General features: G+C 71.0%; 18 protein-coding genes and 2 pseudogenes. 14 read left to right on the top strand and 6 right to left on the bottom strand.

The window, feature by feature from the left end; all coding sequences use genetic code 11:
* Positions 1 to 24: 24 nt before the first annotated feature.
* Together ACZ32T_RS30555 and ACZ32T_RS30550 are read left to right on the top strand one after the other, a co-directional pair.
* A complete protein-coding gene (locus tag ACZ32T_RS30555) occupies positions 25 to 735 on the top strand; it encodes a ribonuclease HII (protein WP_467270412.1) in 711 nt (236 codons plus the stop codon).
* A 59-nt stretch (positions 736 to 794) separates the two neighbouring features.
* Complete coding sequence (locus ACZ32T_RS30550) at positions 795 to 1,433, top strand: hypothetical protein (protein ID WP_467270410.1); 639 nt, start codon at positions 795 to 797, stop codon at positions 1,431 to 1,433.
* Positions 1,434 to 1,514: 81 nt separating this feature from the next.
* On the opposite strand, the gene ACZ32T_RS30545 is transcribed toward ACZ32T_RS30550, so the two are convergent.
* Positions 1,515 to 2,147, bottom strand: a complete 633-nt coding sequence (locus tag ACZ32T_RS30545) for a hypothetical protein (protein WP_467270408.1) — start codon at positions 2,145 to 2,147, stop codon at positions 1,515 to 1,517.
* Between the two features lie 216 nt (positions 2,148 to 2,363).
* On the bottom strand, positions 2,364 to 4,535 hold the full coding sequence (locus ACZ32T_RS30540; protein ID WP_467370253.1) for a RecQ family ATP-dependent DNA helicase: 2,172 nt from the start codon (positions 4,533 to 4,535) through the stop codon (positions 2,364 to 2,366).
* A 110-nt stretch (positions 4,536 to 4,645) separates the two neighbouring features.
* Between ACZ32T_RS30540 and ACZ32T_RS30535 the strand changes: the two genes are divergently transcribed.
* The 6 genes from ACZ32T_RS30535 (at position 4,646) to ACZ32T_RS30510 (ending at position 12,695) form a co-directional block, all read left to right on the top strand.
* Positions 4,646 to 5,998, top strand: a complete 1,353-nt coding sequence (locus ACZ32T_RS30535) for a DUF4192 domain-containing protein (protein WP_467370249.1) — start codon at positions 4,646 to 4,648, stop codon at positions 5,996 to 5,998.
* 127 nt (positions 5,999 to 6,125) lie between these two features.
* On the top strand, positions 6,126 to 6,890 hold the full coding sequence (locus ACZ32T_RS30530; RefSeq protein ID WP_467270402.1) for an NUDIX hydrolase: 765 nt from the start codon (positions 6,126 to 6,128) through the stop codon (positions 6,888 to 6,890).
* A 165-nt stretch (positions 6,891 to 7,055) separates the two neighbouring features.
* The gene (locus ACZ32T_RS30525; protein ID WP_467370247.1) at positions 7,056 to 8,816 is read left to right on the top strand and encodes an ABC transporter ATP-binding protein; all 1,761 of its coding nucleotides are present in this window, start codon (positions 7,056 to 7,058) and stop codon (positions 8,814 to 8,816) included.
* 160 nt (positions 8,817 to 8,976) lie between these two features.
* On the top strand, positions 8,977 to 9,864 hold the full coding sequence (locus ACZ32T_RS30520) for a FadR/GntR family transcriptional regulator (RefSeq protein WP_467270398.1): 888 nt from the start codon (positions 8,977 to 8,979) through the stop codon (positions 9,862 to 9,864).
* A 324-nt stretch (positions 9,865 to 10,188) separates the two neighbouring features.
* Positions 10,189 to 11,736 carry an RNA polymerase sigma factor gene (locus ACZ32T_RS30515; RefSeq protein WP_467270397.1) on the top strand — a complete coding sequence of 516 codons (1,548 nt, stop codon included), beginning with the start codon at positions 10,189 to 10,191 and terminating at the stop codon, positions 11,734 to 11,736.
* Between the two features lie 128 nt (positions 11,737 to 11,864).
* Entirely contained in the window at positions 11,865 to 12,695 is an 831-nt protein-coding gene (locus ACZ32T_RS30510; RefSeq protein WP_467370244.1) for a S1 family peptidase, read from the top strand.
* 133 nt (positions 12,696 to 12,828) lie between these two features.
* Here the strand turns inward: ACZ32T_RS30510 and ACZ32T_RS30505 are convergent, their stop codons facing one another.
* Complete coding sequence (locus tag ACZ32T_RS30505; protein ID WP_104789587.1) at positions 12,829 to 13,062, bottom strand: DUF7455 domain-containing protein; 234 nt, start codon at positions 13,060 to 13,062, stop codon at positions 12,829 to 12,831.
* Between the two features lie 432 nt (positions 13,063 to 13,494).
* Between ACZ32T_RS30505 and ACZ32T_RS30500 the strand changes: the two genes are divergently transcribed.
* The 3 genes from ACZ32T_RS30500 to ACZ32T_RS30490 all read left to right on the top strand — a co-directional run bounded on the left by ACZ32T_RS30500 (position 13,495) and on the right by ACZ32T_RS30490 (position 17,958).
* Complete coding sequence (locus ACZ32T_RS30500) at positions 13,495 to 15,621, top strand: DNA gyrase/topoisomerase IV subunit B (protein WP_467370242.1); 2,127 nt, start codon at positions 13,495 to 13,497, stop codon at positions 15,619 to 15,621.
* Positions 15,622 to 15,898: 277 nt separating this feature from the next.
* Positions 15,899 to 16,369 (top strand): DUF485 domain-containing protein, encoded by a 471-nt coding sequence (locus tag ACZ32T_RS30495; RefSeq protein WP_467270391.1) that lies wholly within the window; start codon positions 15,899 to 15,901, stop codon positions 16,367 to 16,369.
* Positions 16,366 to 17,958, top strand: a complete 1,593-nt coding sequence (locus ACZ32T_RS30490; protein WP_467370239.1) for a solute symporter family protein — start codon at positions 16,366 to 16,368, stop codon at positions 17,956 to 17,958. Before ACZ32T_RS30495 ends, ACZ32T_RS30490 begins: the two co-directional genes overlap by 4 nt.
* A gap of 17 nt (positions 17,959 to 17,975) precedes the next feature.
* Here the strand turns inward: ACZ32T_RS30490 and ACZ32T_RS30485 are convergent, their stop codons facing one another.
* Positions 17,976 to 18,650: a response regulator gene (locus ACZ32T_RS30485; RefSeq protein ID WP_467270387.1), complete on the bottom strand. Its 675-nt coding sequence runs from the start codon at positions 18,648 to 18,650 to the stop codon at positions 17,976 to 17,978.
* A complete protein-coding gene (locus tag ACZ32T_RS30480; RefSeq protein ID WP_467370235.1) occupies positions 18,647 to 20,371 on the bottom strand; it encodes an ATP-binding protein in 1,725 nt (574 codons plus the stop codon). Before ACZ32T_RS30480 ends, ACZ32T_RS30485 begins: the two co-directional genes overlap by 4 nt.
* A 201-nt stretch (positions 20,372 to 20,572) precedes the next feature.
* Here ACZ32T_RS30480 and ACZ32T_RS30475 point away from each other — a divergent pair, with 201 nt between their 5' ends.
* Positions 20,573 to 21,583, top strand: coding sequence for a LacI family DNA-binding transcriptional regulator (locus tag ACZ32T_RS30475; RefSeq protein ID WP_467270384.1), 1,011 nt, complete (start codon positions 20,573 to 20,575; stop codon positions 21,581 to 21,583).
* A 64-nt stretch (positions 21,584 to 21,647) separates the two neighbouring features.
* On the opposite strand, the pseudogene ACZ32T_RS30470 reads toward ACZ32T_RS30475, so the two are convergent.
* Positions 21,648 to 22,052, bottom strand: a pseudogene (locus ACZ32T_RS30470) (citrate/2-methylcitrate synthase); the annotation flags it as partial.
* A gap of 1 nt (position 22,053) precedes the next feature.
* On the opposite strand from ACZ32T_RS30470, the pseudogene ACZ32T_RS30465 reads away from it, so the two are divergent.
* A pseudogene (locus ACZ32T_RS30465) lies at positions 22,054 to 22,200 on the top strand (citrate/2-methylcitrate synthase); the annotation flags it as partial.
* A 27-nt stretch (positions 22,201 to 22,227) separates the two neighbouring features.
* On the top strand, positions 22,228 to 23,289 hold the full coding sequence (locus ACZ32T_RS30460) for a CobW family GTP-binding protein (protein WP_467370232.1): 1,062 nt from the start codon (positions 22,228 to 22,230) through the stop codon (positions 23,287 to 23,289).
* The last annotated feature ends 14 nt before the right edge of the window (positions 23,290 to 23,303 follow it).

Raw genomic sequence — 23,303 nt, 5'->3', positions numbered from 1 at the left:
CATCGGCGTAACCTGGCAGGCGCCATGCCGTACGAACCACCCACGCACACCGTCGAGCGCTCATTGCGCGCTACCTCCGGTGCCAGGACCGTCGCCGGTGTCGACGAGGTCGGACGCGGAGCGTGGGCCGGCCCCGTCACCGTGTGCGCGGCCGTCACCGGTCTCCGTAGAGCCCCCGAGGGACTCACCGACTCCAAGCTGATCAGCCCCAAGCGCCGGGCGGAACTCGCCCCGTTGCTCGAGAAGTGGGTCACGGCCTACGGGCTGGGGCATGCGTCTCCACGGGAGATCGACGACCTCGGCATGACCGCGGCGCTCCGCCTCGCGGCCGTCAGGGCGCTCGACGCTCTGCCCGTGCGGCCGGATGCCGTGATCCTCGACGGCAAGCACGACTACCTCGGAACGCCCTGGAACGTCCGAACCGTGATCAAGGGCGACCAGTCCTGCATCGCCGTGGCCGCGGCCTCGGTGATCGCCAAGGTCCGCCGGGACACGATGATGGCCGAACTGGGCGCGGACACCGGGGAGTACGCAGACTTCGCCTTCGGCGCGAACGCCGGTTATCCGTCACCGGTGCACCGGGCCGCGCTGGAGGAGCGGGGGCCTACGCCTCACCATCGCCTCAGCTGGGCCTACCTCGACGCGCTGCCCCAGTGGCAGCACCTGAAGAAGGTCCGATTCTCCGCCGAGGCGGCGGCACTGGAAAGCGGGGGCCAGCTCGGCTTCGACTTCTGATCGCGCAGGCGCACCCCACCCGCCGACGTGTTCGCGTCGGCTGCGAAAGACAACTATTCATGCCTCTCATCCCCGAGGAGCCTCAGATTCCCGAGAGCGCCCAGGGTCCCCGCGTCACTCCGGCCGCCGGCCGCACCGCGCCGACCCCCCGTCCCGTACCCGGCCCGCGTTCCGCGGCCACACCGCGTCCCGGAAGCCCGGGCCGTGGCCCCGCGAGGCCCGCGCCCCCGGCGCAGCGCCCGCAGCCCGCATCCGTATCTCCCGCTGCCCCTGCCCCTGCCGGGCAGAAGCTGCCCGAAGAACGTCCGGCAGCGCAGTTCCAGCTGATCCCCGCCCCGGTCGGCGGTGCGATCGACGCCGCCGACGAGGCAGTCGACCTGCTGCTCGACTCCGGCCGGGCACCTGGCGACATCCTGGTGCTCACCACGGGCGAACAGCACCCCTGGGCCGCTCACGAACTCTCCTTCGGGGAGGCCGCTTACTGGGCCCAGCACGACGCGGGTGACGACGTCTTCTTCGCCGGCACGGCCGACGCCGGCCGGTCCGGCGGCCGTCCCGTCGTCGTTGTCGCGGTCAACAGCGACCTCGACGACGCGGCTGCCCGGGCGCTGTCCGGCGTGCGGGAGCGCGCCGGCGGGCTGCTGATCGTGTGCGGAGACCCGCAGCAGATCAACTCGGCGCTCGGCGCGGCAGTCTGAGCCGTAGATCCGTAGATCCGTAGATCCGTAGATCCGTGGGTCCTGGCCGTCCGTGAGGACTGCCGGGGCCCACGTCCCGTTTCAACGCGCGGCGCCTCGCCGCAGTGCCTCGGCCGCGCCGCCCCCGGTGCGGAGCGGGCCCGGGTCATGGCCGGCCGAGGCGTCCGCCAGGGCCGACGGCGTGGAGAGCATCGTCGGCCTGCGGCCGCCCCGGCCCTCACCGAGAACCTGCCAGCCTCCCCGCGTCAGAGTGATGTAGGCCCCGCAACGGAGACCGTGCAGCGTGCAGGCGTCCCGCAGCCCCCACATCCACGCCCCGTCCTCCTCCGTCCAACGCTCATCGCCCTCGCGGCAGTAGAGCAGTACGGCGGTACGCACGGGGGTGCGGCGGCGCAGATCGTGCGGGATCACCCGGCGCAGGTGCGCCAGCAGGGCGTTGCGGAACTCCCAGCCGTCCGTCGCCACGGTGGACCGCCGGGCGAACGAGGCGCTGGCCGTGAGCCGTTCCTCATGGTCGAGGACCGCGACGACCGCGGTGGCCGGAGTCGGCCTGTGCCGTGCGTGGAGGCCGCTGACGACCTCACGCGGACTGCGCAGCAGAGGTATGCCCGCCGCGGCCCACTCGGCCGGTTCGAGCATCCTGGCGACGTGGTTGACGGAGCCCGCGGACGCCGACAGTGAAGTGGCTGCGGACGGAGCGAATCCGAAGGTCACGGTCCTCCCTTCGCTACGCGCCCACGGTGCGGGCAGGGTCGAGTGAGGGCGCGCCGCGGCACAGCCCTTCCGGGCCCGCGAAGAGACCGTGCGGGGAGCGACTCCAATTCTTCCTGTCGCACCGGCAGGCGGCAACGAGCAATTGGCGCGGCGGACTGGTATCTGACGGAATGACACGGATATCCCTGCCCGTTCGGCGACGGACGAAGCCACTCGTCAGGCCTGGACTGCGAGGACCAGCGGAAACACTCCCTCCGCTCCCGCACGCCGGAGCAGCCGAGCCGCGACGGCAAGTGTCCATCCGGTGTCGGAGAGATCGTCCACGAGCAGGACGGGACCCCCCGCGGACGCGAGTGACTCCGCCAGTGCGGGCTCCACCACGAGGGCCTCGTGCAGTGCCCTCACCCGCTGCGCGCTGTTGGTCTGGGAGATGCGCAGGTCATCGCTGCCCGGGGCGTAGCTGACCGTGCCCAGCAGGGGCATCCGGCCGACCTCGGCGATACGGCTGCCGAGCGAGTGGACCAGCCCGGGCCTGCGGCGTGAGGCGACCGTGACGACCCCCACCGGCCGGGGTGCCGCGTCCGGGGCCCCGGAGGCCCAGCCGCCGGGGCCCTTCGCCCAGTCGGTGATCACCGCGACCACCGCGCTCGACACGTCGTCGGGCACCGGGGCGTCCTGGGCCTGGGCCGCGAGCAGTGGGCGGAGCCTGTTGCCCCAGCCGATGTCCGAGAGCCTGCCGAGCGCGCGGCCGGGCAGGGCCAGTTCGCCGGCCGGGATGCGGCCCTTGAGATCGATCCCCACCGCGGAGAGCCCCGTGGGCCACATCTTGCGTGGCTCCACCTCCACCCCCGGCCTGCCGAGCTCGCCGCGCGCCCCGTCGAGCGCGGCCGTGGAGACCTTGTCGTCGAACCGTGCGCCCGCGCAGTTGTCACAGCGTCCGCACGGCGCGGCCTCCTCGTCGTCCAGCTGGCGCCGGAGGAACTCCATGCGGCATCCGGTCCCCGACGCGTAGTCGCGCATCGCCTGCTGCTCGGCCGCCCGCTGCCGCGCGACCCAGGCGTAGCGCTCGGCGTCGTACACCCATGGTTCGCCCGTGGAGATCCAGCCGCCCTTCACCCGCTTCACCGCACCGTCTACGTCCAGCACCTTGAGCATCGTCTCGAGGCGGGTGCGTCGCAGGTCGACCAGAGGTTCCATGGCGGGCAGCGACAGGGGCCTGCCGGCCTGGGCGAGGACGTCGAGAGTCCGGCGGACCTGCTCCTCCGGCGGGAAGGCGACCGAGGCGAAGTACTGCCAGATGGCCTCGTCCTCCTTGCCAGGGAGCAGCAGGACCTCGGCGTGCTCGACTCCACGGCCCGCGCGTCCGACCTGCTGGTAGTAAGCGATGGGGGAGGACGGGGACCCCACGTGCACGACGAAGCCGAGGTCGGGTTTGTCGAACCCCATGCCGAGCGCGGACGTGGCCACCAGGGCCTTGACCCGGTTGGCCAGGAGATCGTCCTCGGCCTGCTGCCGGTCGGCGTTCTCCGTCCGGCCGGTGTACGACACGACCGGGTGCCCGCACTGGCGGAGGTAGGCCGTGATCTCCTCGGCGGCCGCGACCGTGAGCGTGTAGATGATGCCCGAGCCCGGCAGCTCCCCGAGATGGTCGCCCAGCCAGGCCAGACGGTGCGCGGCGTTGGGCAGTTGGAGCACCCCGAGGCTGAGGCTCTCCCGGTCCAGGGGCCCCCGCAGCACCAACGCGTCCGTGCCCGCCCCCGTACCGAGCTGCTCCGCGACGTCCGCGGTCACGCGTGCGTTGGCGGTGGCCGTCGTGGCGAGCACGGGAACGCCCGCCGGGAGATCGGCGAGCATGGTCCGCAGCCTTCGGTAATCCGGCCGGAAGTCATGGCCCCAGTCGGAGATGCAGTGCGCCTCGTCGACCACCAGCAGCCCCGTGGCCGCGGCGAGGCGCGGCAGCACCTGGTCCCGGAAATCGGGATTGTTGAGCCGCTCGGGACTGACCAGCAGCACATCCACCTCGCCCGCCGCCACCTCGGCCTGGACGGTGTCCCACTCCTCGGTGTTGGAGGAGTTGATCGTGCGGGCGGTGATACCGGCCCGGGCCGCCGCCGCCACCTGGTTACGCATGAGGGCGAGCAGGGGAGAAACGATCACCGTCGGCCCGCTGCCCTGAGCACGCAGCAGCGACGTCGCCACGAAATACACCGCGGACTTGCCCCACCCGGTCCGCTGGACGACCAGGGCCCTGCGCCGGTCGGCGACAAGGGCCTCGATGGCCCGCCACTGGTCCTCGCGCAGCCGGGCCGTGCCGGTGGTGTCCCCGACCAGACGGGCGAGTACGGAATCGGCCGAGGCCCTGAGCGCTGCGCGGTCTGCGTTGGTCATGCCCCCATGCAACCCGATGCCTACGACAAACCGCGAACGGTGATCCATGCCTGTGGACAAAGTTATCCACAGGGGTCGCGGAAATCGGCGGCCCGCGGGACGGTCATGCCATGAACAAGCACGACGAAACCACCGGACCGTCCGATGCCCAGCAGGTCACTCTGCGGGGTCCCGCCGAGCTCGCCGACGCCCTTCCGTATCTGATGGGCTTCCATCCGAACGACAGCGTGGTCATGGTGGCCCTGCACGGTGGCCGTGGCCGCTTCGGCGGCCGGCTCAGGCTGGGCATCCCGCGGGAACCGGAGGAGTGGGCGCCGGTCGCCGACCAGCTGGCGCGAAGCCTGATCGTGGGAAGCGAGAGGCATGAATCCCGCCCGGACGCGATCGTCGTCTTCCTCTGCCAGGATCCGGCGGAGGGAGAGACCGCCCCGCAGACCATGGAGCGGCTGAGGCCGCTCGCCCAGCGACTGCGCACCGCCTGCGGGGCACTCGACGTGCCCGTCCTCGAAGCGCTCTGCATCTCCGACGGCCGCTACTGGTCGTACTGCTGCCCCGACGACCGCTGCTGTCCGCCCGAGGGCAACCCGCTGGCGCTCCCGGGCACCACGGTGATGGCAGCCGCAGCCGCGTACGCGGGTGTCCAGGTGCGTGGATCGCTGCGGGACATGGAGGCGCGGTTGGTGCCGTGGGACTCCGCGGCGGCGCAGGAGCAGGAGCGGGCCCTGGACTCGGCGGGTGCCGTCCTCGTCTCCCGCATCCTCGACGCCGACGGGCGCGGGGAGGTGGCGCGGGAGACTCTCGCGCTCGCGCGGGACCTCATGGAACGCATGGGCAACGCACCACCCTCGGGCTCGGCGTGGACGGACGGCGGTGACGACGTCCTGATCGCACCCGACGAGGCGGCGGCGGTGATCCTGGGCCTCCAGGACCGCGAGACCAGGGACCGGGCCGCCGAGTGGATGGAGGGCCCCGCGGCGGAGACGGCACTCCGGCTGTGGCGCGCCCTCGCCCGTCGGTGTGTCGGGCCGTACGTGGAACACGCCGCGGCGCCGCTCACGCTGGCCGGCTGGGTCTCGTGGTCCACCGGCGACGAGGCGGGCGCCAGGGTGGCACTGGGACTCGCTCTGCGGGCGGACCCCGACTACACCTTCGCTCAACTGCTGCACCAGGCGTGCAATCAAGGACTGGATCCGGAGACGCTGCGCCGCTGTCTCCGGGGGGAACGCACGCTGCGCGAGAGGGGAGGCGCCGCCGCCCCGCAGGAGCGCGGCAGCGGGCGCCGCCCGGAGCGACAGACCGAGGTCCGGGCGCCGCGCGCTCAGGCCACCCGGCGTGAACGGAGGGCGACGGGACGGCCTGCACCGGGTGCCGCCGCCTCCCGCCCGGGCTCGTCCATGAGCCGGGGCCGGGCCCGTGACGCCGGCCGACGGCTGGGGCAGCGTGGTGCCAGGAGCCGCGACTGATGTTCCCTGCCCCGGGCTGACGGAAGATCCCGCCGGGTGTTTCACGGAGAGAGGCGGCCGGGACCGGGTGCGGAACCGGTGTGGCGAAGGGAGTGTTTATCGTCAGGAAGACGACTATGATTTCCGCATGCCGCCCTACGACCCGTCGACCTTCCCGCCCTTCGCAGTCACCGTCGACCTGGTTGTCCTCACGGTGCGACGTCACGCCCTCTGTGCGTTGGTGGTGCGCCGTGGCGAATCGCCGTTCCAGGGGCGGTGGGCGCTGCCCGGCGGATTCGTCAGGACCGATGAGGACCTCGCTGCTGCGGCAGCGCGTGAACTCGTCGAGGAGACCGGGCTCTGCGCGCACGATCCGTCCGCCCCCGCTGTCGGGAACGGCGCCCATCTCGAACAGCTCGCGACCTACGGGGACCCGGGGCGGGACCCCCGGATGAGGGTCGTCAGCGTCGCCCACCTCGCGCTCGCGCCCGACCTCCCGGCTCCGCGCGCGGGCGGGGACGCGAACAGTGCCCGCTGGGCACCGGTCGAGGACCTGCTCGGGCCAGGGGGCGGCTTCGCCCGCGACGGCGAGAAGTCCGCCCCGCTGGCCTTCGATCACGCGAGGATCCTCGACGACGGGGTGGAGCGGGCCCGCTCGAAGATCGAGTACTCCTCGCTGGCCACGGCTTTCTGCCCGCCGGAGTTCACGGTCGGGGAGCTGCGCAGGGTGTACGAAGCGGTGTGGGGTGTGGTCCTCGACCCCCGGAACTTCCACCGCAAGGTCACGGGCACGCCCGGCTTCCTGGTGCCGTCCGGCGGGACGACCACACGGCAGGGGGGCCGGCCCGCACAACTGTTCCGGGCGGGGGCGGCGACGGTGCTCAACCCTCCGATGCTGAGGCCGGAAGTCTGAGGCGGGCCCGCACCGCGGCGAGCCGCGCGCACCGCGGCTCCGGGCTGCCCGCACCTGCGGAACGCCCATAGAAGCACCGATGCGCAAAAAGTCCTAAATGTCGCGTTATCTTGCTCGGGTAATCCACCCTGCCGCCGAGCGGTCTCACCCTCAGCGAGAGAAGCGATGCTCCAGGCCATCGGACTCACCAGCGCCCCCCACCGCGACCGTCCGCCCGTCGTGGACGACCTGACCTTCGAAGCCCCGCCCGGCAGCGTCACCGCGCTCCTCGGCGCTCCCGGCTCCGGCAAGACCACCGCCCTCCGGCTGATGCTCGAGCTCGAAGCAGGCAGGGGCGTCACCTACTTCAAGGGCCGACCGCTGCACCGCATCGGCCATCCCGCCCGCGAGGTCGGGGTGCTGCTGGGGGACGTGCCGGGGCATCCTGCGCGCACCGCGCGTGGTCAGCTCCGCATGCTCTGTGCCGCGGCGGGAGTCCCCGCCTCCCGGGCGGACGAACTGCTCGAAGTGGTGGGCCTCACAGGGCTGGGGGACCAGCGGATCGGCACCCTCTCGGCCGGCATGGACCGGCGGCTCGGCCTTGCCTCGGCGCTGCTCGGCGACCCCCATACGCTCGTGCTGGACGAGCCGACCGAGGGCCTCTCGCCCCGCGAGAGGAGCTGGCTCCACGGCCTGCTCCGCGCGCACGCGGCCGAGGGGGGCACGGTCCTGCACACCACCGGCGACCCGAAGGAGGCCGCTCGTGCGGCCGACCGCGTGGTCACCATCGACGGCGGGCGCCTCGTCGCCGATCAAGCGGTCGCCGACTTCTCCCGCACCCGTCTGCGGCCCCGGGTCGCGGTGCGGACTCCGCACGCGTCCCGGCTGGCCGCGGTGATGAGCCGCGAAGCCCGTGCCGCCCAGCGCTCCGTCGAGGTGGTCGCCGAGGACGGCAGCCGGCTCTCGGTGTACGGCAGCAGCTGCGCGGAGGTCGGGGACACGGCGTACCGGCACGGCCTCCCCGTCCATCAACTCGCCGACGAGACCGGGGACGCGGGCCCGGTGGCCGCCCCGGCCGGGGGGCCGGGCGGCGCTCCGCCGGTGGCCGTCCTGCCGGGGCCCGCCTCGGCCGTGGCGATCTCGCGCCTGCCGCCTCCGATTCCCGTACGCCCGGCCCGTGGCCCGCTCCGGCCTCTGCGGTACGAGCTGCGCCGCCTCTTCGGCGTCAGGACAACCGTCCTGATCATGGCGGCCGTTCTGGTCGTGTCGGCGGCCCTCTCCGTGCTGCTGGCCCGCTCCGGGAGGACACCTCTGCCGGATCTGCTGGTGGCCTGGCCGGACCTGCTGCCGCTTCCGCCCGCCGCGTTCGCGGCCGGACTGCTGGGCGCCCTCTCCTTCGGCGACGAGTTCCGCTACCCGGCGCTCGCCGCCGGGCGGGGGACGGTCCCGCGCCGTCTCGGACTCCTGGTCGCCAAACTCGTGGTCTCGGCGGGCGTCGCGCTGCTGCTCGCCCTGCTCTCCGTACTGGCGGACGCCGAAGCCCTGCGCCTCGTGTACGGCGGCGACTTGGTGGCCGTGCCGGAGAACGCTCCGCAGCTCGCCGCCAGTTGGGCGGGCCTGGCGGTCGGGTGTGCCTGGGCCGGCCTGCTGGGGGCCGGCGTGTTCCGGCTGACCGCTGCCGGAGTCGCCGCCGTGCTGGCGGTCCCCGTCCTTGTCGTGCCGCTGATGCAGAAGCTCCTCGCGGGACCGTCCGCGCGTTCGATCACAGGACTGCCGGGCCGACTGCGTGAACTGGGCTGGGCACAGTGGCCGTACGAGACGGACCGCTGGGCCATGGCCGCGGTGCGGCTCGTGGCCCAACCGGTGGGGCTGGCGCTTTCCCTGTCGTTGTCTGCCTTGATCTGCGCGTATGTGTTCACCAGCCTTCGAGGGAGAGCCCGTTGGTGATCGTTTCGCTCGGCCTCGGCGGTCGCCCACGGGCAACTCTCCTGAAAGGATGCGATTTCTACCGATAACGCGTCAATTGCGGGACGGGTGCCGATCACCCTTTCGTGTGCTTTTCAGCAAAGACCTCAAGGGGCGGGTGAGCCGCGCCGACAAAGGATGCGTGAGTACCCTTGCGCACACCATGATGACCGCCGCCCGCTCCGCCGACTCCGGCCTCGCCGGCCCGGGCGAACTCGACCGCTACCCGTACACGGAGGCGCCGGCCGGCGAGCGTGCCGCCCTCCGTTCCTGGGGTGGTGCCGAATCCGAACTGGGGCGGGCGGGCCGACGCGGCACGGCCAGCCGCGGCCGTGGACTTCACGGCCAACTGGTCCAGCAGCTCGGTCAGATGATCGTTTCCGGTGATCTCGGGGCCGACCGGCCGCTCGTTCCGGAGGAGATCGGCCAGCGATTCGAGGTATCCCGCACCGTTGTGAGGGAGTCCCTGCGCGTACTCGAGGCCAAGGGCCTCGTGAGTGCCCGGCCCAACGTGGGTACGCGGGTCCGCCCGGTCAGCGACTGGAACCTGCTGGACCCGGACATCATCGAATGGCGCGCCTTCGGCCCACAGCGTGACGACCAGCGCCGCGAGCTGGAGGACCTCCGCTGGACCATCGAGCCGCTGGCCGCCCGGCTGGCCGCCGGCCACGGGCGCGAGGACATTCAGCAGCGCCTCGGCGACATGATCGAGATCATGGGGCACGCGATGGGGCAGGGTGACACCATCACGTTCTCCAGGGCGGACGCGGAGTTCCACGCCCTGCTGATCCAGGCGGCGGGCAACCGCATGCTCGAACACCTCTCCGGAATCGTGTCGGCCGCCCTGCATGTCTCGGGCGGACCCGTCACCGGCTGTGACCGGCCCGCCGAGGCGTCCCTCGGCCACCACGCACGGATCGTGGAAGCGCTCGCGTCGGGCGACTCCGCCGACGCCGAGGCCGCCATGCGACAGCTGCTGGTCGGCCACACCGATGGCGAGCGGGTGGTTCCCGCGCCTCGCGAGCACTGAACACCGCTGGGCCGGGGTATGCGGACCACGTGCGGCCGGGGCCTGGCGGTCCGGCGGCAGGTTCGTGCGGAGATATGACCTCTGGGTCAGTTTGTCGCGAATGAGGTGTGACTGGGGCCACGCGAATTGGGCGTAACACTCCTCGGAACAGTGCGATGACTTAAGAGGTGACCGCCGCGGAAGGAATACAGCAGCCACACAGTGCGCTGTGCAGTTCTGAGGCCAAACCCGCGCCGTCGGCGACATCCCCAGCCGGCGGTCGTCGGTTCCAGCCCTCTCCAGGGCCGGGCCGGAAGCCGTTTCCATCGTTCCGAGAGGTTGTTCGTGTCGGCCAGCACATCCCGTACGCTCCCGCCGGAGATCGCCGAGTCCGAGTCTGTGATGGCGCTCATCGAGCGGGGAAAGGCTGATGGGCAGATCGCCGGCGATGACGTGCGTCGGGCCTTCGAGGCTGACCAGATTCCGCCAACCCAGTGGAAGAACGTTCTGCGCAGCCTCAACCAGATCCTCGAGGAAGAGGGTGTGACGCTGATGGTCAGTGCCGCGGAGTCGCCTAAGCGCGCCCGCAAGAGCGTCGCAGCGAAGAGCCCGGTCAAGCGCACCGCCACCAAGACCGTCGCGGCCAAGACAGCCGTGACGCGGACCGTCGCGGCATCTGCCGCCCCGGCGGCCCAGAGCGCGGACGCGGCGGCCGACGACGCCGCCGTGGCCGCTCCTGCGAAGAAGACAGCGGCCAAGAAGACGGTCGCCAAGAAGACAGCCGCGAAGAAGACCGCGGTCAAGAAGACCGCCGCCAAGAAGTCCGGCAAGCAGGACGACGAGCTCCTCGACGGTGACGAGGCGGTCGAGGAAGTCAAGGCCGGCAAGGGCGAGGAAGAGGAGGGCGAGGGCGAGAACAAGGGCTTCGTCCTCTCCGACGACGACGAGGACGACGCGCCTGCGCAGCAGGTGGCCGTCGCCGGCGCCACGGCCGACCCGGTCAAGGACTACCTGAAGCAGATCGGCAAGGTCCCCCTCCTCAACGCCGAGCAGGAGGTCGAGCTCGCCAAGCGCATCGAGGCCGGCCTCTTCGCCGAGGACAAGCTCGCGAACTCCGACAAGCTCGCGCCGAAGCTCAAGCGCGAGCTGGAGATCATCGCCGAGGACGGCCGCCGCGCCAAGAACCACCTGCTGGAGGCCAACCTCCGGCTCGTGGTCTCGCTGGCCAAGCGCTACACCGGCCGCGGCATGCTCTTCCTGGACCTCATCCAGGAGGGCAACCTCGGCCTGATCCGCGCGGTCGAGAAGTTCGACTACACCAAGGGTTACAAGTTCTCCACGTACGCCACATGGTGGATCCGCCAGGCGATCACCCGCGCCATGGCCGACCAGGCCCGCACCATCCGTATCCCGGTGCACATGGTCGAGGTCATCAACAAGCTCGCGCGGGTGCAGCGCCAGATGCTCCAGGACCTGGGCCGTGAGCCCACCCCGGAGGAGCTGGCCAAGGAGCTCGACATGACCCCCGAAAAGGTCATCGAGGTCCAGAAGTACGGTCGCGAGCCGATCTCCCTCCACACCCCGCTGGGTGAGGACGGGGACAGCGAGTTCGGAGACCTGATCGAGGACTCCGAGGCGGTCGTGCCGGCGGACGCGGTGAGCTTCACGCTGCTCCAGGAGCAGCTGCACTCCGTGCTCGACACACTCTCCGAGCGTGAGGCGGGCGTCGTCTCGATGCGCTTCGGTCTCACCGACGGCCAGCCGAAGACGCTGGACGAGATCGGCAAGGTCTACGGGGTGACGCGTGAGCGCATCCGCCAGATCGAGTCCAAGACGATGTCGAAGCTGCGCCACCCGTCGCGCTCGCAGGTCCTGCGCGACTACCTCGACTAGATCGCGGACAGACATGGGCCGGGCCCGGAACCCTTACAGGTTCCGGGCCCGGCGCATGTGCGCATGCGGTCGGCACCGGGGCGGATGACGCTGAGTGGGCACTGTTCACCTCGGCGTCAGGAGTCTCCATGCCCCGCCTTCTCGTCCGTGTCCTTCCCGCCGCGTTCGCCCTTGCGGTCGCGGCGGCGCTCATACCCTTCGGCCCCCCGGCGCCCGCCGCGGCGGACAGCGTCATCGTGGGCGGGAGGCCGGTGGCCGTCGCGGACAGCCCGTGGGCCGTGGCCCTGTCGAGCCGTGACCGGTTCGGAGGAACCCGCGCGGGACAGTTCTGCGGGGGAGTGGCGGTCGCACCCACCAAGGTGCTGACGGCGGCACACTGCCTCAGGGAGGACGTGCTGGGCGCCGCCGTCGCGGACGTCCAGGATCTGAGGGTCATCGCCGGACGGGACGAGCTGAGCGGTCCGGGCGGTCAGGAGATCTCCGTGCGCTCGACATGGGTCAATCCCGGGTACGACCCGCACACGAACGCCGCGGACCTGGCGGTCCTCACTCTGGACCGGACGCTGCCCCAGGACAGCGTCATACCGATGGCCGGAGCGGGGAACGCGGCGTACGAGCCGGGCACCGAGGCGGCCGTGTACGGCTGGGGGGACACCACCGGGTACGGCGCCTACGCCTCAGGGCTGCGCGCGGCCACGGTTCGGGTACTGGCGGACACCGACTGCGCCCGGGCCTACCCCGGCGGCACGCAGGGCGCGTACGACGCCTCGTCGATGCTCTGCGCCGGTGACACCGCGGGCGGGCGGGATGCATGCCAGGGGGACAGCGGAGGCCCGCTGGTGGCCCGTGGGCGCCTCATCGGGCTGGTCTCGTGGGGCAGTGGCTGCGGGAGCCCCGGCAGCCCCGGGGTGTACACCCGGGTGTCCTCGGCGATCCGGTGGATGGCCGAGGGGAACTGAGCAGCCGGGAGCGCACCACGGCGATCACCGCGCCTCACGTCGGAGCGTATGAGAACGGGCGGCTTTCCCCGAGGGGAGGCCGCCCGTCGGCCGGTCCTGGACCGTGCCCATAGCTCGTCGTGGATGCGAGGTGTCAGTGTTGATCCTCGTCGGCGGCACTTGCCTGGACGGCAGTGAGCCGATCTGTCTCATCCTGTATTTCCGCGGCGATCTTCTTGAGTTCCGGCTCGAACTTACGCCCGTGGTGGGCGCAGAAGAGCAGTTCACCGCCGCTGATCAGGACGACGCGCAGATAGGCCTGGGCGCCGCAACGGTCACAGCGGTCTGCTGCGGTCAGCGGGCTCGCGGGGGTCAGAACAGTAGTCACGTCGCCTCTTCTCTAGCTCGACGAGCTGTCGTACCAGGGTCAACATCCAACCAGGCCGAAAACGTTCCCGCTCGTGGCATTTCTTCGAAACTTCTTCTCAGGATGGCTGTCTGTTGCCGGTTGGCGGCGAATGTGCCGTATTGCGTAGCGCTACGGTTTCGCGTTGCTTGTGTGGGCCGGTCCGCCGGCTGGCTTGCCGGTTGTTCATGAGGACGTGCCCGGAGCCTAAATGGTTCATGCCTCGAAGGGAACGTGATGTGCACGTCACCCTAACGAATGATCGAACGCCTATGCGAGGCTGGACTAGCATAAGGATTCCCCCTGGGTGGCGTTACAACCGCTCTACCAGGCCTCGGTAGGCTCTCAGCGGCTACCGAGGCCGAGCCCGATACCCACCGGGCCCCACATGAAATTCAGCGAGGAGCGAACCGCGTGACCGCCGATTCCGTGCCGTCCACTGCGCTGCTGACCGGAGCAGGCGGCTCAGACAGGGACAGCTCCAACTACACCGCGCGGCACCTTCTCGTCCTCGAGGGGCTCGAAGCGGTCCGTAAGCGCCCCGGGATGTACATCGGGTCCACGGACAGCCGCGGACTGATGCACTGCCTCTGGGAGATCATCGACAACTCGGTCGACGAGGCTCTCGGCGGTTACTGCGACAACATCGAGGTCATCCTCCACGACGACTCCTCCGTCGAGGTGCGCGACAACGGCCGGGGCATCCCGGTCGACGTGGAGCCCAAGACCGGGCTCTCCGGCATCGAGGTCGTCATGACCAAGCTGCACGCCGGCGGAAAGTTCGGCGGCGGTTCCTACGCGGCGTCCGGCGGCCTGCATGGCGTCGGCGCCTCGGTCGTGAACGCGCTCTCCGCACGGCTGGACGTGGAGGTGGACCGCAACAGCGCCACCCACTCCATCAGCTTCCGGCGCGGTGTCCCCGGCATGTTCACCGAGCAGGGGCCGGACAGCCCCTTCGACCCGGCCAACGGCCTCCGCAAGGGCAAGCGCGTCCCCAAGACGCGTACGGGTACCCGGGTGCGGTACTGGGCGGACCGCCAGATCTTCCTCAAGGACGCGAAGCTCAACCTGGAGACGCTGTACCAGCGGGCACGCCAGACCGCGTTCCTCGTGCCCGGCCTCACCATCGTCGTCCGTGACGAGCGCGGCATCGACGGCGAGGGCAAGACGGAGGAGACCTTCCGCTTCGACGGCGGAATCAGCGAGTTCTGCGAGTACCTGGCGCAGGACAAGGCCGTCTGTGACGTGCAGCGCCTCAGCGGTACGGGAACCTTCAAGGAGACCGTGCCGGTCCTGGACGACCGGGGACACATGACGGCGACCGAGGTCACCCGTGAGCTGGGTGTGGACATCGCCCTGCGCTGGGGCACCGGCTACGACACCAACCTCAAGTCCTTCGTCAACATCATCGCCACCCCCAAGGGCGGCACCCATGTCAGCGGCTTCGAGCGCTCACTCACGAAGACGGTGAACGAGGTCCTGCGCTCCGCCAAGGTGCTGCGGGTCGCCGAGGACGACATCGTCAAGGACGACGCCCTGGAGGGCCTGACCGCGGTCGTCACCGTACGGCTCGCGGAGCCGCAGTTCGAAGGGCAGACCAAGGAGGTGCTGGGCACCTCGGCCGCCAACCGGATCGTGGCCAACGTGGTCGCCAAGGAGCTCAAGGCGTTCCTGACGTCGACCAAGCGCGACGCCAAGGCTCAGGCCAGGGCGGTCCTGGACAAGGCGGTGGCCGCCGCGCGCACCCGCATCGCCGCCCGCCAGCACAAGGACGCGCAGCGCCGCAAGACCGCGCTCGAGTCCTCCTCGCTGCCCGCGAAGCTCGCGGACTGCCGGAGCGACGACGTGGAGCGCAGCGAGCTCTTCATCGTGGAGGGCGACTCGGCCCTCGGCACCGCGAAGCTGGCCCGCAACAGTGAGTTCCAGGCGCTGCTGCCGATCCGCGGGAAGATCCTCAACGTCCAGAAGTCGTCCGTCTCGGACATGCTCAAGAACGCCGAGTGCGGAGCCATCATCCAGGTCATAGGAGCAGGCTCCGGCCGTACCTTCGACATCGACACGGCACGCTACGGCAAGGTCATCATGATGACGGACGCCGATGTCGACGGTTCGCACATCCGCACCCTGCTGCTCACGCTCTTCCAGCGCTACATGCGGCCGATGGTCGAGGCCGGGCGGGTCTTCGCGGCCGTGCCCCCGCTGCACCGGATCGAGCTCGTCCAGCCGAAGAAGGGCCAGGACAAGTACATCTACACCTACTCCGACAACGAGCTCCGGCAGACCCTGCTGGAGCTGCAGCGTAAGAACGTCCGGTTCAAGGACTCGATCCAGCGGTACAAGGGCCTCGGCGAGATGGACGCGGACCAGCTCGCGGAAACCACGATGGACCCCCGCCACCGCACCCTGCGCAGGATCAACATCGGTGACCTGGAGTCCTCCGAGCAGGTCTTCGACCTGCTGATGGGCAACGAGGTCGCGCCCCGCAAGGAGTTCATCACCAGCTCCGCCGCGACCCTGGACCGCTCGCGCATCGACGTCTGAGCCCCGCCGCCCGTGGATGGAGGGCTTCCTCCGCCCGCGGGCGGCCTCTGAGCCGGTCCCCTGCCGACGCGCTTGCGCAGAGACCCCGGCGCTCACTGCGGACGGACTGTCCGACGCCGGGATCGCACGCCACGCCTACGGAGGGGGAGTCGCGCACCCACCCGGCACTTCCGTCACCTGAAAAGGTGAAGCACGGCGAATGAAGTGCCCGGGATCTTCCCGGTCTGCCCATTCTTGGCTACGCGGCCGAAAAGGCTCGTGGACAAGGGAGTTGTCGGTGGAGAAGGAAGCAGGGCCGGGTGTCGCGGCGACGCGGCTCGACGACCCGTGGTGCGAGGCGCCGGGCACGGCGTGGGGCGAGCCGGACGGTGTGGGCGCGGTCGCGTCCGACGGACGGTCCCGGTCGGACGAGCAGGCGCCGAGCGCGGCAGAGATCTACCTGGAGGTGCAGAACAGCCCTGCCTTCCGCGAAGTGCGCCGTCGCTACCGGCGGTTCGTGGTCCCCGCCGCGGTCGCCTTCCTGCTCTGGTACCTGGCCTATGTCGTCGCGGCCACCACCGCCCACGACCTCATGGCGCGTCCCGTCGCCGGCGCGCTCAACGTGGCCATGGTCGCCGGACTCGGACAGTTCCTCACCACGTTCCTGCTCACCTGGGCGTACGCCCGTCACGCGCGTCTGCACCGGGACCGCGCCGCTCTGGAACTGCGGTGGGACACCCAGGAGATGACAAGAGGGATCGGCCGGTGAGGGGGGACCACCAGACGCTGGCGCTGCTGCTGTTCAGCGTGTTCGTCGCCGTGACGCTCGGCATCACCACCTGGGTCGGCCGCAACCGACAGGGGTCCGCCGAGGAGTTCTACGCCGGCGGACGGCTGCTCTCCCCCATGGAGAACGGATTCGCCATCGCCGGTGACTACATGTCCGCGGCGTCCTTCCTCGGCATCTCGGGGCTGATCGCCCTGTTCGGCTACGACGGCATGCTCTACTCCGTCGGATTCCTCGTCGCCTGGCTCGTCGTGCTGCTCCTGGTCGCCGAACTCGTGCGCAACTGCGGGCGCTTCACGCTGGCCGACGTGGTCGCCGCCCGGATGGCGGAGCGCCCGGTGCGCACGGCTCTCGGCACCTCGTCGGTCACCGTATCGGTGCTCTATCTGGTCGCCCAGATGGTGGGTGCGGGGAGCCTCGTCGCGCTGCTGCTCGGCGGCACGAGCGACACCGCCCGGTCATGGACGGTGGTCGGGGTCGGAGCGCTGATGGTGGTCTACGTGTCGCTCGGCGGCATGCGCGCCACGACCTGGATCCAGATCGTCAAGGCGGTCCTGCTGATGGCCGGCGCCGTCGCGCTCACCGTGCTCGTCCTTCTCCGCTTCCACGGCGACCTCAACGCCCTGCTGACCTCCGCCGCCGAACGCAGCGGCCACGGAAAGGACTTCCTCTCGCCCGGCCTCAGGTACGGCGGGAGCTGGACGGCGCGGCTCGACTTCATCAGCCTCGGACTGGCGCTCGTCCTCGGCACGGCCGGGCTGCCGCACATCCTGTCGCGTTTCTACACCGTCCCCACGGCCCGTGCGGCCCGGCGCTCCGTCGTCTGGTCCATCGGGCTCATCGGCAGCTTCTACCTGATGACCATCGTGCTCGGATTCGGAGCCGCCGCGCTCGTGGGATCCGCGGACGTCCGGGCGTCCAACGCCTCCGGGAACACGGCCGTCCCGCTGCTGGCGCTCGTCCTCGGAGGTGGTGAGGGCTCCACGGGCGGCACCGTGCTCTTCGCCGTCGTCGCCGCCATCGCCTTCGCCACGATCCTCGCCGTGGTCGCGGGGATCACCCTCGCCTCCTCCGCCTCCGTCGCCCACGACCTGTACGCCTCGTTCCGCAGGCCGGGTGCCGTGCGGCGCAGCGAGGTCGGCGTGGCCCGGGTGGCCGCCGCGGGCATCGGGGTGGTGGCCATCGGTTTCGGCCTCCTCGCCCAGAACCTGAACGTCGCGTTCCTGGTGGGGCTGGCCTTCGCGGTCGCCGCCTCGGCCAACCTCCCGGCGCTGCTCTACTCGTTGTTCTGGCGGAATTTCACCACCCGGGGCGCGGTCTGGGCCGTCTACGGCGGACTGATTCCCGCCGTCCTGCTCGTCCTGCTCTCACCGGTCGTCTCGGGGAGTGCCACCTCGCTCTTCCCCGGCGTGGACTTCGCCCTGTTCCCCTTGGAGAACCCGGGACTCGTATCGATTCCGGCGGGCTTCCTGGCCGGCTGGGCCGGTACGGTCACCTCTCCCGAACCGCCGGACCCGGCCAAGCACGCGGAGACGGAGGTGCGGTCGCTGACCGGGGCAGGGGCGGCATAGCGGGGGCCGCGCCCCCGTCAACCGGTCGCCCAGACGTACCGGTGTTCGGGGCGGCCGGTCTCGCCGTACCTGAGGGTGAGCCGGACGCGGCCCGTGCGTTCGAGCAGCTTCAGATAGCGCTGGGCCGTCTGCCGGCTCATTCCTGCGCTCTCCGCGATCTCCTGGGCGGAGAGCGGCCCGTCGGCGCCCCGCAGGGCCCGCCGGACCAGTTCCGCGGTCGTCGCCGAGTGGCCCTTGGGGAGGTCGGACCCACCCGTGGCCCACAAGGCCCCGAACAGCCGGTCCACCTCCGTCTGCTCGGCCTCGCCGCCGCTCTCGAAGGTGCGGCGCAGCGCCGCGTACGCCTCCAGTCTGGTGCGCAGTCCGGCGTACGCGAACGGCTTCACCAGGTACTGGAGGGCGCCGTGGCGCATCGCCGCCTGGACGGTCGCCACGTCGCGGGCGGCCGTCACCATGATCACGTCGGTGTGATGCCCGAGGGCGCGCAGCTCGCGCACCACGGCCAGACCGTTGCGGTCCGGCAGATAGTGGTCGAGCAGGATCAGGTCGACGGGCACCTCCCCGATGCTCGCGAGAGCCTCTGCCGCGGAGTGGGCCATGGCGGCCACCCGGAATCCGGGCACCTTGGCGACATAGGCCGCGTTGATCCGGGCGACCCGTACGTCGTCGTCCACGACCAGTACCTCGATCACGGGGCGCCTCCTGACGTCGTCGGCCGATCGGGGGCCGACGGGCCGCCCGTGGTGGGGGAGCCGAGCCGTTCCCGGCCGCCGGGCGCCGGAACGCCCAGCCGTTCCGGGCCGCCCAGCGCCTCCGGAAGGACGACGGTGAAGACCGCCCCGCCCTCCGAGGAGCTCGACACGGACACGCTGCCGCCTTGGCGCTCGGCGAGCCGCCGCACCAGCGGCAGTCCCAGGCCCCGCTTGCCGTGGGCCGGGAGTTCCTTGGTCGACCAGCCCTCCGTGAAGATGGATTCGTGATCACCGGCCGGCACCCCGGGGCCGCTGTCGCGCACCCGCAGTTCCACCGTACGGCCCTCGGCCCGCAGCCCGACCTCGATCCGCGCGTCGGGCGTCCCCGCCGCCGCGTCGAGCGCGTTGTCCACCAGATTGCCGAGGACCGTGACGAGGCCGCGTGGGTCCACCAGCCGGTCCGGCAGGAGGGTGCCCGCCGCCATGCGCAGAGCGACCCCGCGCTCGGCGGCCACGGTCGCCTTGCCGACCAGGAGCGAGGCCAGCAGGGGGTCGTGGACCTTCTCCGTGACCTGCTCGGCCGTCGCCCGGTGGACCCCGACGACTTCCGTGACGAACTCCACCGCTTCCTCGTGCATCCCCAGTTCCAGCAGCCCCAGGAGCGTGTGAAGCCGGTTGGCGTGCTCGTGGTCCTGGGCGCGGAGGGCGTCGATCAGACCGTGGGTGGAGTCGAGTTCACGGCCGAGGTACTCCAGTTCCGTACGGTCGCGCAGTGTGGCGACGGCCCCACCGTCGTCGGTCGGCATCCGGTTGGCGAGGAGCACGCGGTTGCCGCGGACCGTCACCAGGTCGTCGCCGACCACCCGCCCGGCCAGCACGTCTGTGGTGCGCCCCTCGCCCAGTGCCTCGTCGAGCTGCTTGCCCGAGGCCTCGGGGCCGAGCCCCAGCAGTCGCTGGGCCTCGTCGTTCAGGAGTCTGATGCGCCCCGTGCGGTCGAGCGCGACGACGCCCTCACGGATGCTGTGGAGCATGGCCTCGCGCTCGGTCAGCAGCGCCGAGATGTCGGAGAACGCCAGGTCATGAGTCTGCCGCTGGAGACGGCGGGAGATCAGATAGGCGGCCAGGGCTCCCACGGCCAGCGCCCCGCCCGCGTAGGCGAGCAGCCCGGGGATCGTGGCGAGGAGCCGGGCGCGGACGCTGTCGTAGGCGATGCCCACCGAGACGGCACCGACGACCCGGTCCGATCCGTCGAGCAGCGGCACCTTGCCGCGCGCCGAGCGTCCGAGTGTGCCGCTGTCGATCTCCATCACGGACCTGCCGGCGAGCGCCGCACTGGGGTCGGTGGAGACGACGTCGCCGATGCGGGAGGAGTCCGTGTGCGACCAGCGCACCCCCTGCTTGTCCATGACCACGACGTACTCCGCGCCGGTCGCTCGCCTGATCCGCTCCGTCGCGGACTGGACGGCGCCGCCCGGGCGCGGTTCGGTGGTGAGCAGCGACGCCGAGATCTGCGGCTGCGCCGCCGTGGACTGTGCGATCGCCAGGGCGCGGCGCATCGCCTGGTCGTCGAGCTGGGCGCTGAGCGGTGCCAGGAAGAGGCCTGTGACGAGGACCGTGACGCCGGTGATGATGGCCAGCTGCATCAGCAGGACCTGCGAGAAGACCCGCCGCGGCCAGCCGAACCGGCGCGGTCCCCGTGGGGTGGTCCGTGGGGCGCTCATCGTACGAACGGTAAGGGGCAATCCGCGCTCACCGAAATCCCGCCCGCGGATCGCCTGCCGATCTTCCGTCGGTCTCCCGCCGATCACCCTTCGACGGCCGGTCGGGCCGGGCTCTTGACCTCACGCCCTCCACCCGTGAGCGTTCTACGGGTGTCCACCGCGACGTAATATTCTTGCGATTTTTGCGCTAATCTTGCGTTCATGACACGACGACTTGCTCAGGTTGCCCAGAAAGTAGGAGTCAGCGAGGCCACGGTCAGCCGCGTGCTGAACGGCAAGCCGGGTGTCTCCGACGCCACACGCCAAGCCGTTCTCTCCGCCCTGGACGTGCTCGGCTACGAGCGCCCGACACAGCTCCGGGGTGAGCGCGCAAGGCTCGTCGGACTCGTTCTGCCCGAGCTGCAGAACCCCATCTTCCCGGCCTTCGCCGAAGTGGTGGGCGGCGCGCTCGCACAGCAGGGCCTGACCCCGGTGCTCTGCACGCAGACCAAGGGCGGGGTCTCCGAGGCCGACTACGTGGAACTCCTCCTCCAGCAGCAGGTGTCCGGAGTCGTGTTCGCCGGTGGTCTGTACGCCCAGGCCGACGCCCCGCACGACCACTACAAGGTGCTCGCCGACCGCAAGATCCCGGTGGTCCTGATCAACGCCGCGATCGCGCATCTCGGGTTCCCCGCGGTCTCGTGCGACGACTCGGTGGCCGTCGAGCAGGCCTGGCGCCATCTCGTCTCGCTCGGCCACGAACGGATCGGCTTCGTCCTCGGCCCGGCCGACCACATGCCCTCGCAGCGCAAGCTCGCCGCCGCCCGTGCCATCGCCGCCCGGTCGGGGATCGCCGTGCCGGACGAGTGCGTGTCACGGGCCATGTTCTCGATCGAGGGCGGCCAGGCCGCCGCGACACGACTGCTCGACCTGGGGATCACGGGCATCATCTGCGCCAGTGACCCGCTGGCCCTGGGCGCGGTGCGCGCGGCGCGCCGCCGCGGGCTGTCGGTGCCCGGGCAGGTCTCCGTCGTCGGCTACGACGACTCCGCGTTCATGAACTGCACCGAGCCGCCGCTGACCACGGTCCGTCAGCCGATCGAGGCCATGGGCAGGGCCGCGGTCGAGCTCCTCTCCGTGCAGATCGGGGGGCACGCCGTGCCGTCGGACGAGCTCCTCTTCGAGCCGGAGCTGGTCGTCCGTGGGTCCACGGCCCGCCCGCCCCGGCCGTAGGCCCGGTGAGAATTTCCGCCGGCTGTAGCTAAATTGCAGGACCCGCCCCCTCCGGGGAGGCCGCCTACGGGGCAGGCGACGGCTGAGGCGCGCGCGGGCAGGTGTACTGCCCGCTGGGACGCATGCGCAGCGGGCGTTCCGCGTACTCCTCCATCGCGCGGGCGATCCAGCCCGCGGTGCGGGAGACGGCGAACACGGTCTCACCTGTCTCGGCGGGCATGCCGTACGTGACCGAGAGGGCGGCCAGGGCCAGGTCGACGTTGGCGTGCAGAGGTGTGTGGCGTGCGGTGGTCGCGGCCACGTCACGGGCCGCCGCCACCGCCGGTGCCGCCTGCGGGATCTCGTCCAGCAGCGAGAAGAGCTCGACCGCCCGCGGATTTTTGCTCTCGTACAGGCGGTGGCCGAGCCCGGGCACACGTCGGCCGGCCCGCAGATGGTCCGCGACGACGGGAGCCGCGCCGCCCCGGTCTCGAGAGATGTTCACGCCCACCTTCTGTGCCGCGCGCATGGTCGGCTGGAGCGCCAATATCCTGGAGCAGGCGGAGGACTCGAAGATCATCCGCCCGGAGGCCCGCTACGCCGGGCCTCCGCCTCCGCAGCCCGTACCGGCACTCTGACCTCCGAACGACCCGAGGAAGGCCCCGTTGACCCCGCCCCACGCCCCGCAGATCCCGGTCGTCGTCCTGGCGGGGTTCCTCGGATCCGGCAAGACGACTCTGCTCAACCATCTGCTCCGCAACAGGGCGGGCAACAGGATCGGCGTCATCGTCAACGACTTCGGGGCCATCGAGATCGACGCCATGACCGTCGCGGGGCAGGTCGGGTCGACGGTCTCGCTGGGCAACGGCTGTCTGTGCTGCGCGGTCGACGCGAGTGAGCTCGACACCTATCTGGAGAAGCTGACCGGGCCCGCCGCCCGCCTGGACGTGATCGTCATCGAGGCCAGCGGTCTCGCCGAGCCCCAGGAACTCGTACGGATGCTGCTGGCCAGCGACAATCCGTACATCCGGTACGGGGGACTGGTCGAGGTCGTCGACGCGGCCGAATTCCCCGCCACACGGGAGCGCCACCCCGAGATCGTCCGCCACCTCGCGGCCGCGGACCTGATCGTCCTGAACAAGACCGACCGGGTCACGGACGCGGAACTGGCGGCGGTGCGGGAGACGGCCGGGACGGCGGGCGCCAGGGCGGCGGTCGTCCGCGCCGTGTACGGCAGGATCGACCCGGAGCTCCTCTTCGATCCCGTTCTCCGGCCGGACGAGGACGACTCGTTCCGCCAGCTGACGTTCGAGGACCTCCTCCCCGAGGCCGACCGCACGCACGAGGAGCACCTGCACACGGCGTACGAGAGTGTCTCCTTCACCGCCGACGTGCCGCTCAGCCCACGCCGCTTCATGGCGTTCCTCGACTCCAGGCCGGCGGGCCTCTACCGGATCAAGGGATTCGCCGACTTCGGTGCGGGCGACCCCGGCAACCGGTACGCCCTGCACGCCGTCGGGGGGTTCCTGCGCTTCGTGCCGGAGCGCTGGGCCCGGGACGAACCGCGAAGGACCCAGCTGGTGCTGATCGGCTCGGGCATCGATGCCGAGGCCCTGCACAAGGAGCTCGATGCCTGCCGGGACGCGTGGCAGGACGCCACCGAGGAGCTGGAGCGCAGCATGTGGGGCGTCCTGCGGTACGTACGGCAGCCGGACGACGAGGGCTGAGATCCCGCCGCCCG

The organism is Streptomyces sp. NPDC023573, from assembly GCF_055559735.1.
This window is presented reverse-complemented; position numbering and strand designations above follow the sequence as displayed.

Excerpts from the sequence above, each read along its gene's own strand:
- ACZ32T_RS30555 (WP_467270412.1), top strand. The coding sequence starts at position 25 with ATGCCGTACGAACCACCCACGCACACCGTCGAGCGCTCATTGCGCGCT.
- ACZ32T_RS30550 (WP_467270410.1), top strand. The coding sequence starts at position 795 with ATGCCTCTCATCCCCGAGGAGCCTCAGATTCCCGAGAGCGCCCAGGGT.
- ACZ32T_RS30540 (WP_467370253.1), bottom strand. The coding sequence starts at position 4,535 with ATGACCAACGCAGACCGCGCAGCGCTCAGGGCCTCGGCCGATTCCGTA.
- ACZ32T_RS30535 (WP_467370249.1), top strand. The coding sequence starts at position 4,646 with ATGAACAAGCACGACGAAACCACCGGACCGTCCGATGCCCAGCAGGTC.
- ACZ32T_RS30530 (WP_467270402.1), top strand. The coding sequence starts at position 6,126 with ATGCCGCCCTACGACCCGTCGACCTTCCCGCCCTTCGCAGTCACCGTC.
- ACZ32T_RS30525 (WP_467370247.1), top strand. The coding sequence starts at position 7,056 with ATGCTCCAGGCCATCGGACTCACCAGCGCCCCCCACCGCGACCGTCCG.
- ACZ32T_RS30510 (WP_467370244.1), top strand. The coding sequence starts at position 11,865 with ATGCCCCGCCTTCTCGTCCGTGTCCTTCCCGCCGCGTTCGCCCTTGCG.
- ACZ32T_RS30480 (WP_467370235.1), bottom strand. The coding sequence starts at position 20,371 with ATGAGCGCCCCACGGACCACCCCACGGGGACCGCGCCGGTTCGGCTGG.
- ACZ32T_RS30475 (WP_467270384.1), top strand. The coding sequence starts at position 20,573 with ATGACACGACGACTTGCTCAGGTTGCCCAGAAAGTAGGAGTCAGCGAG.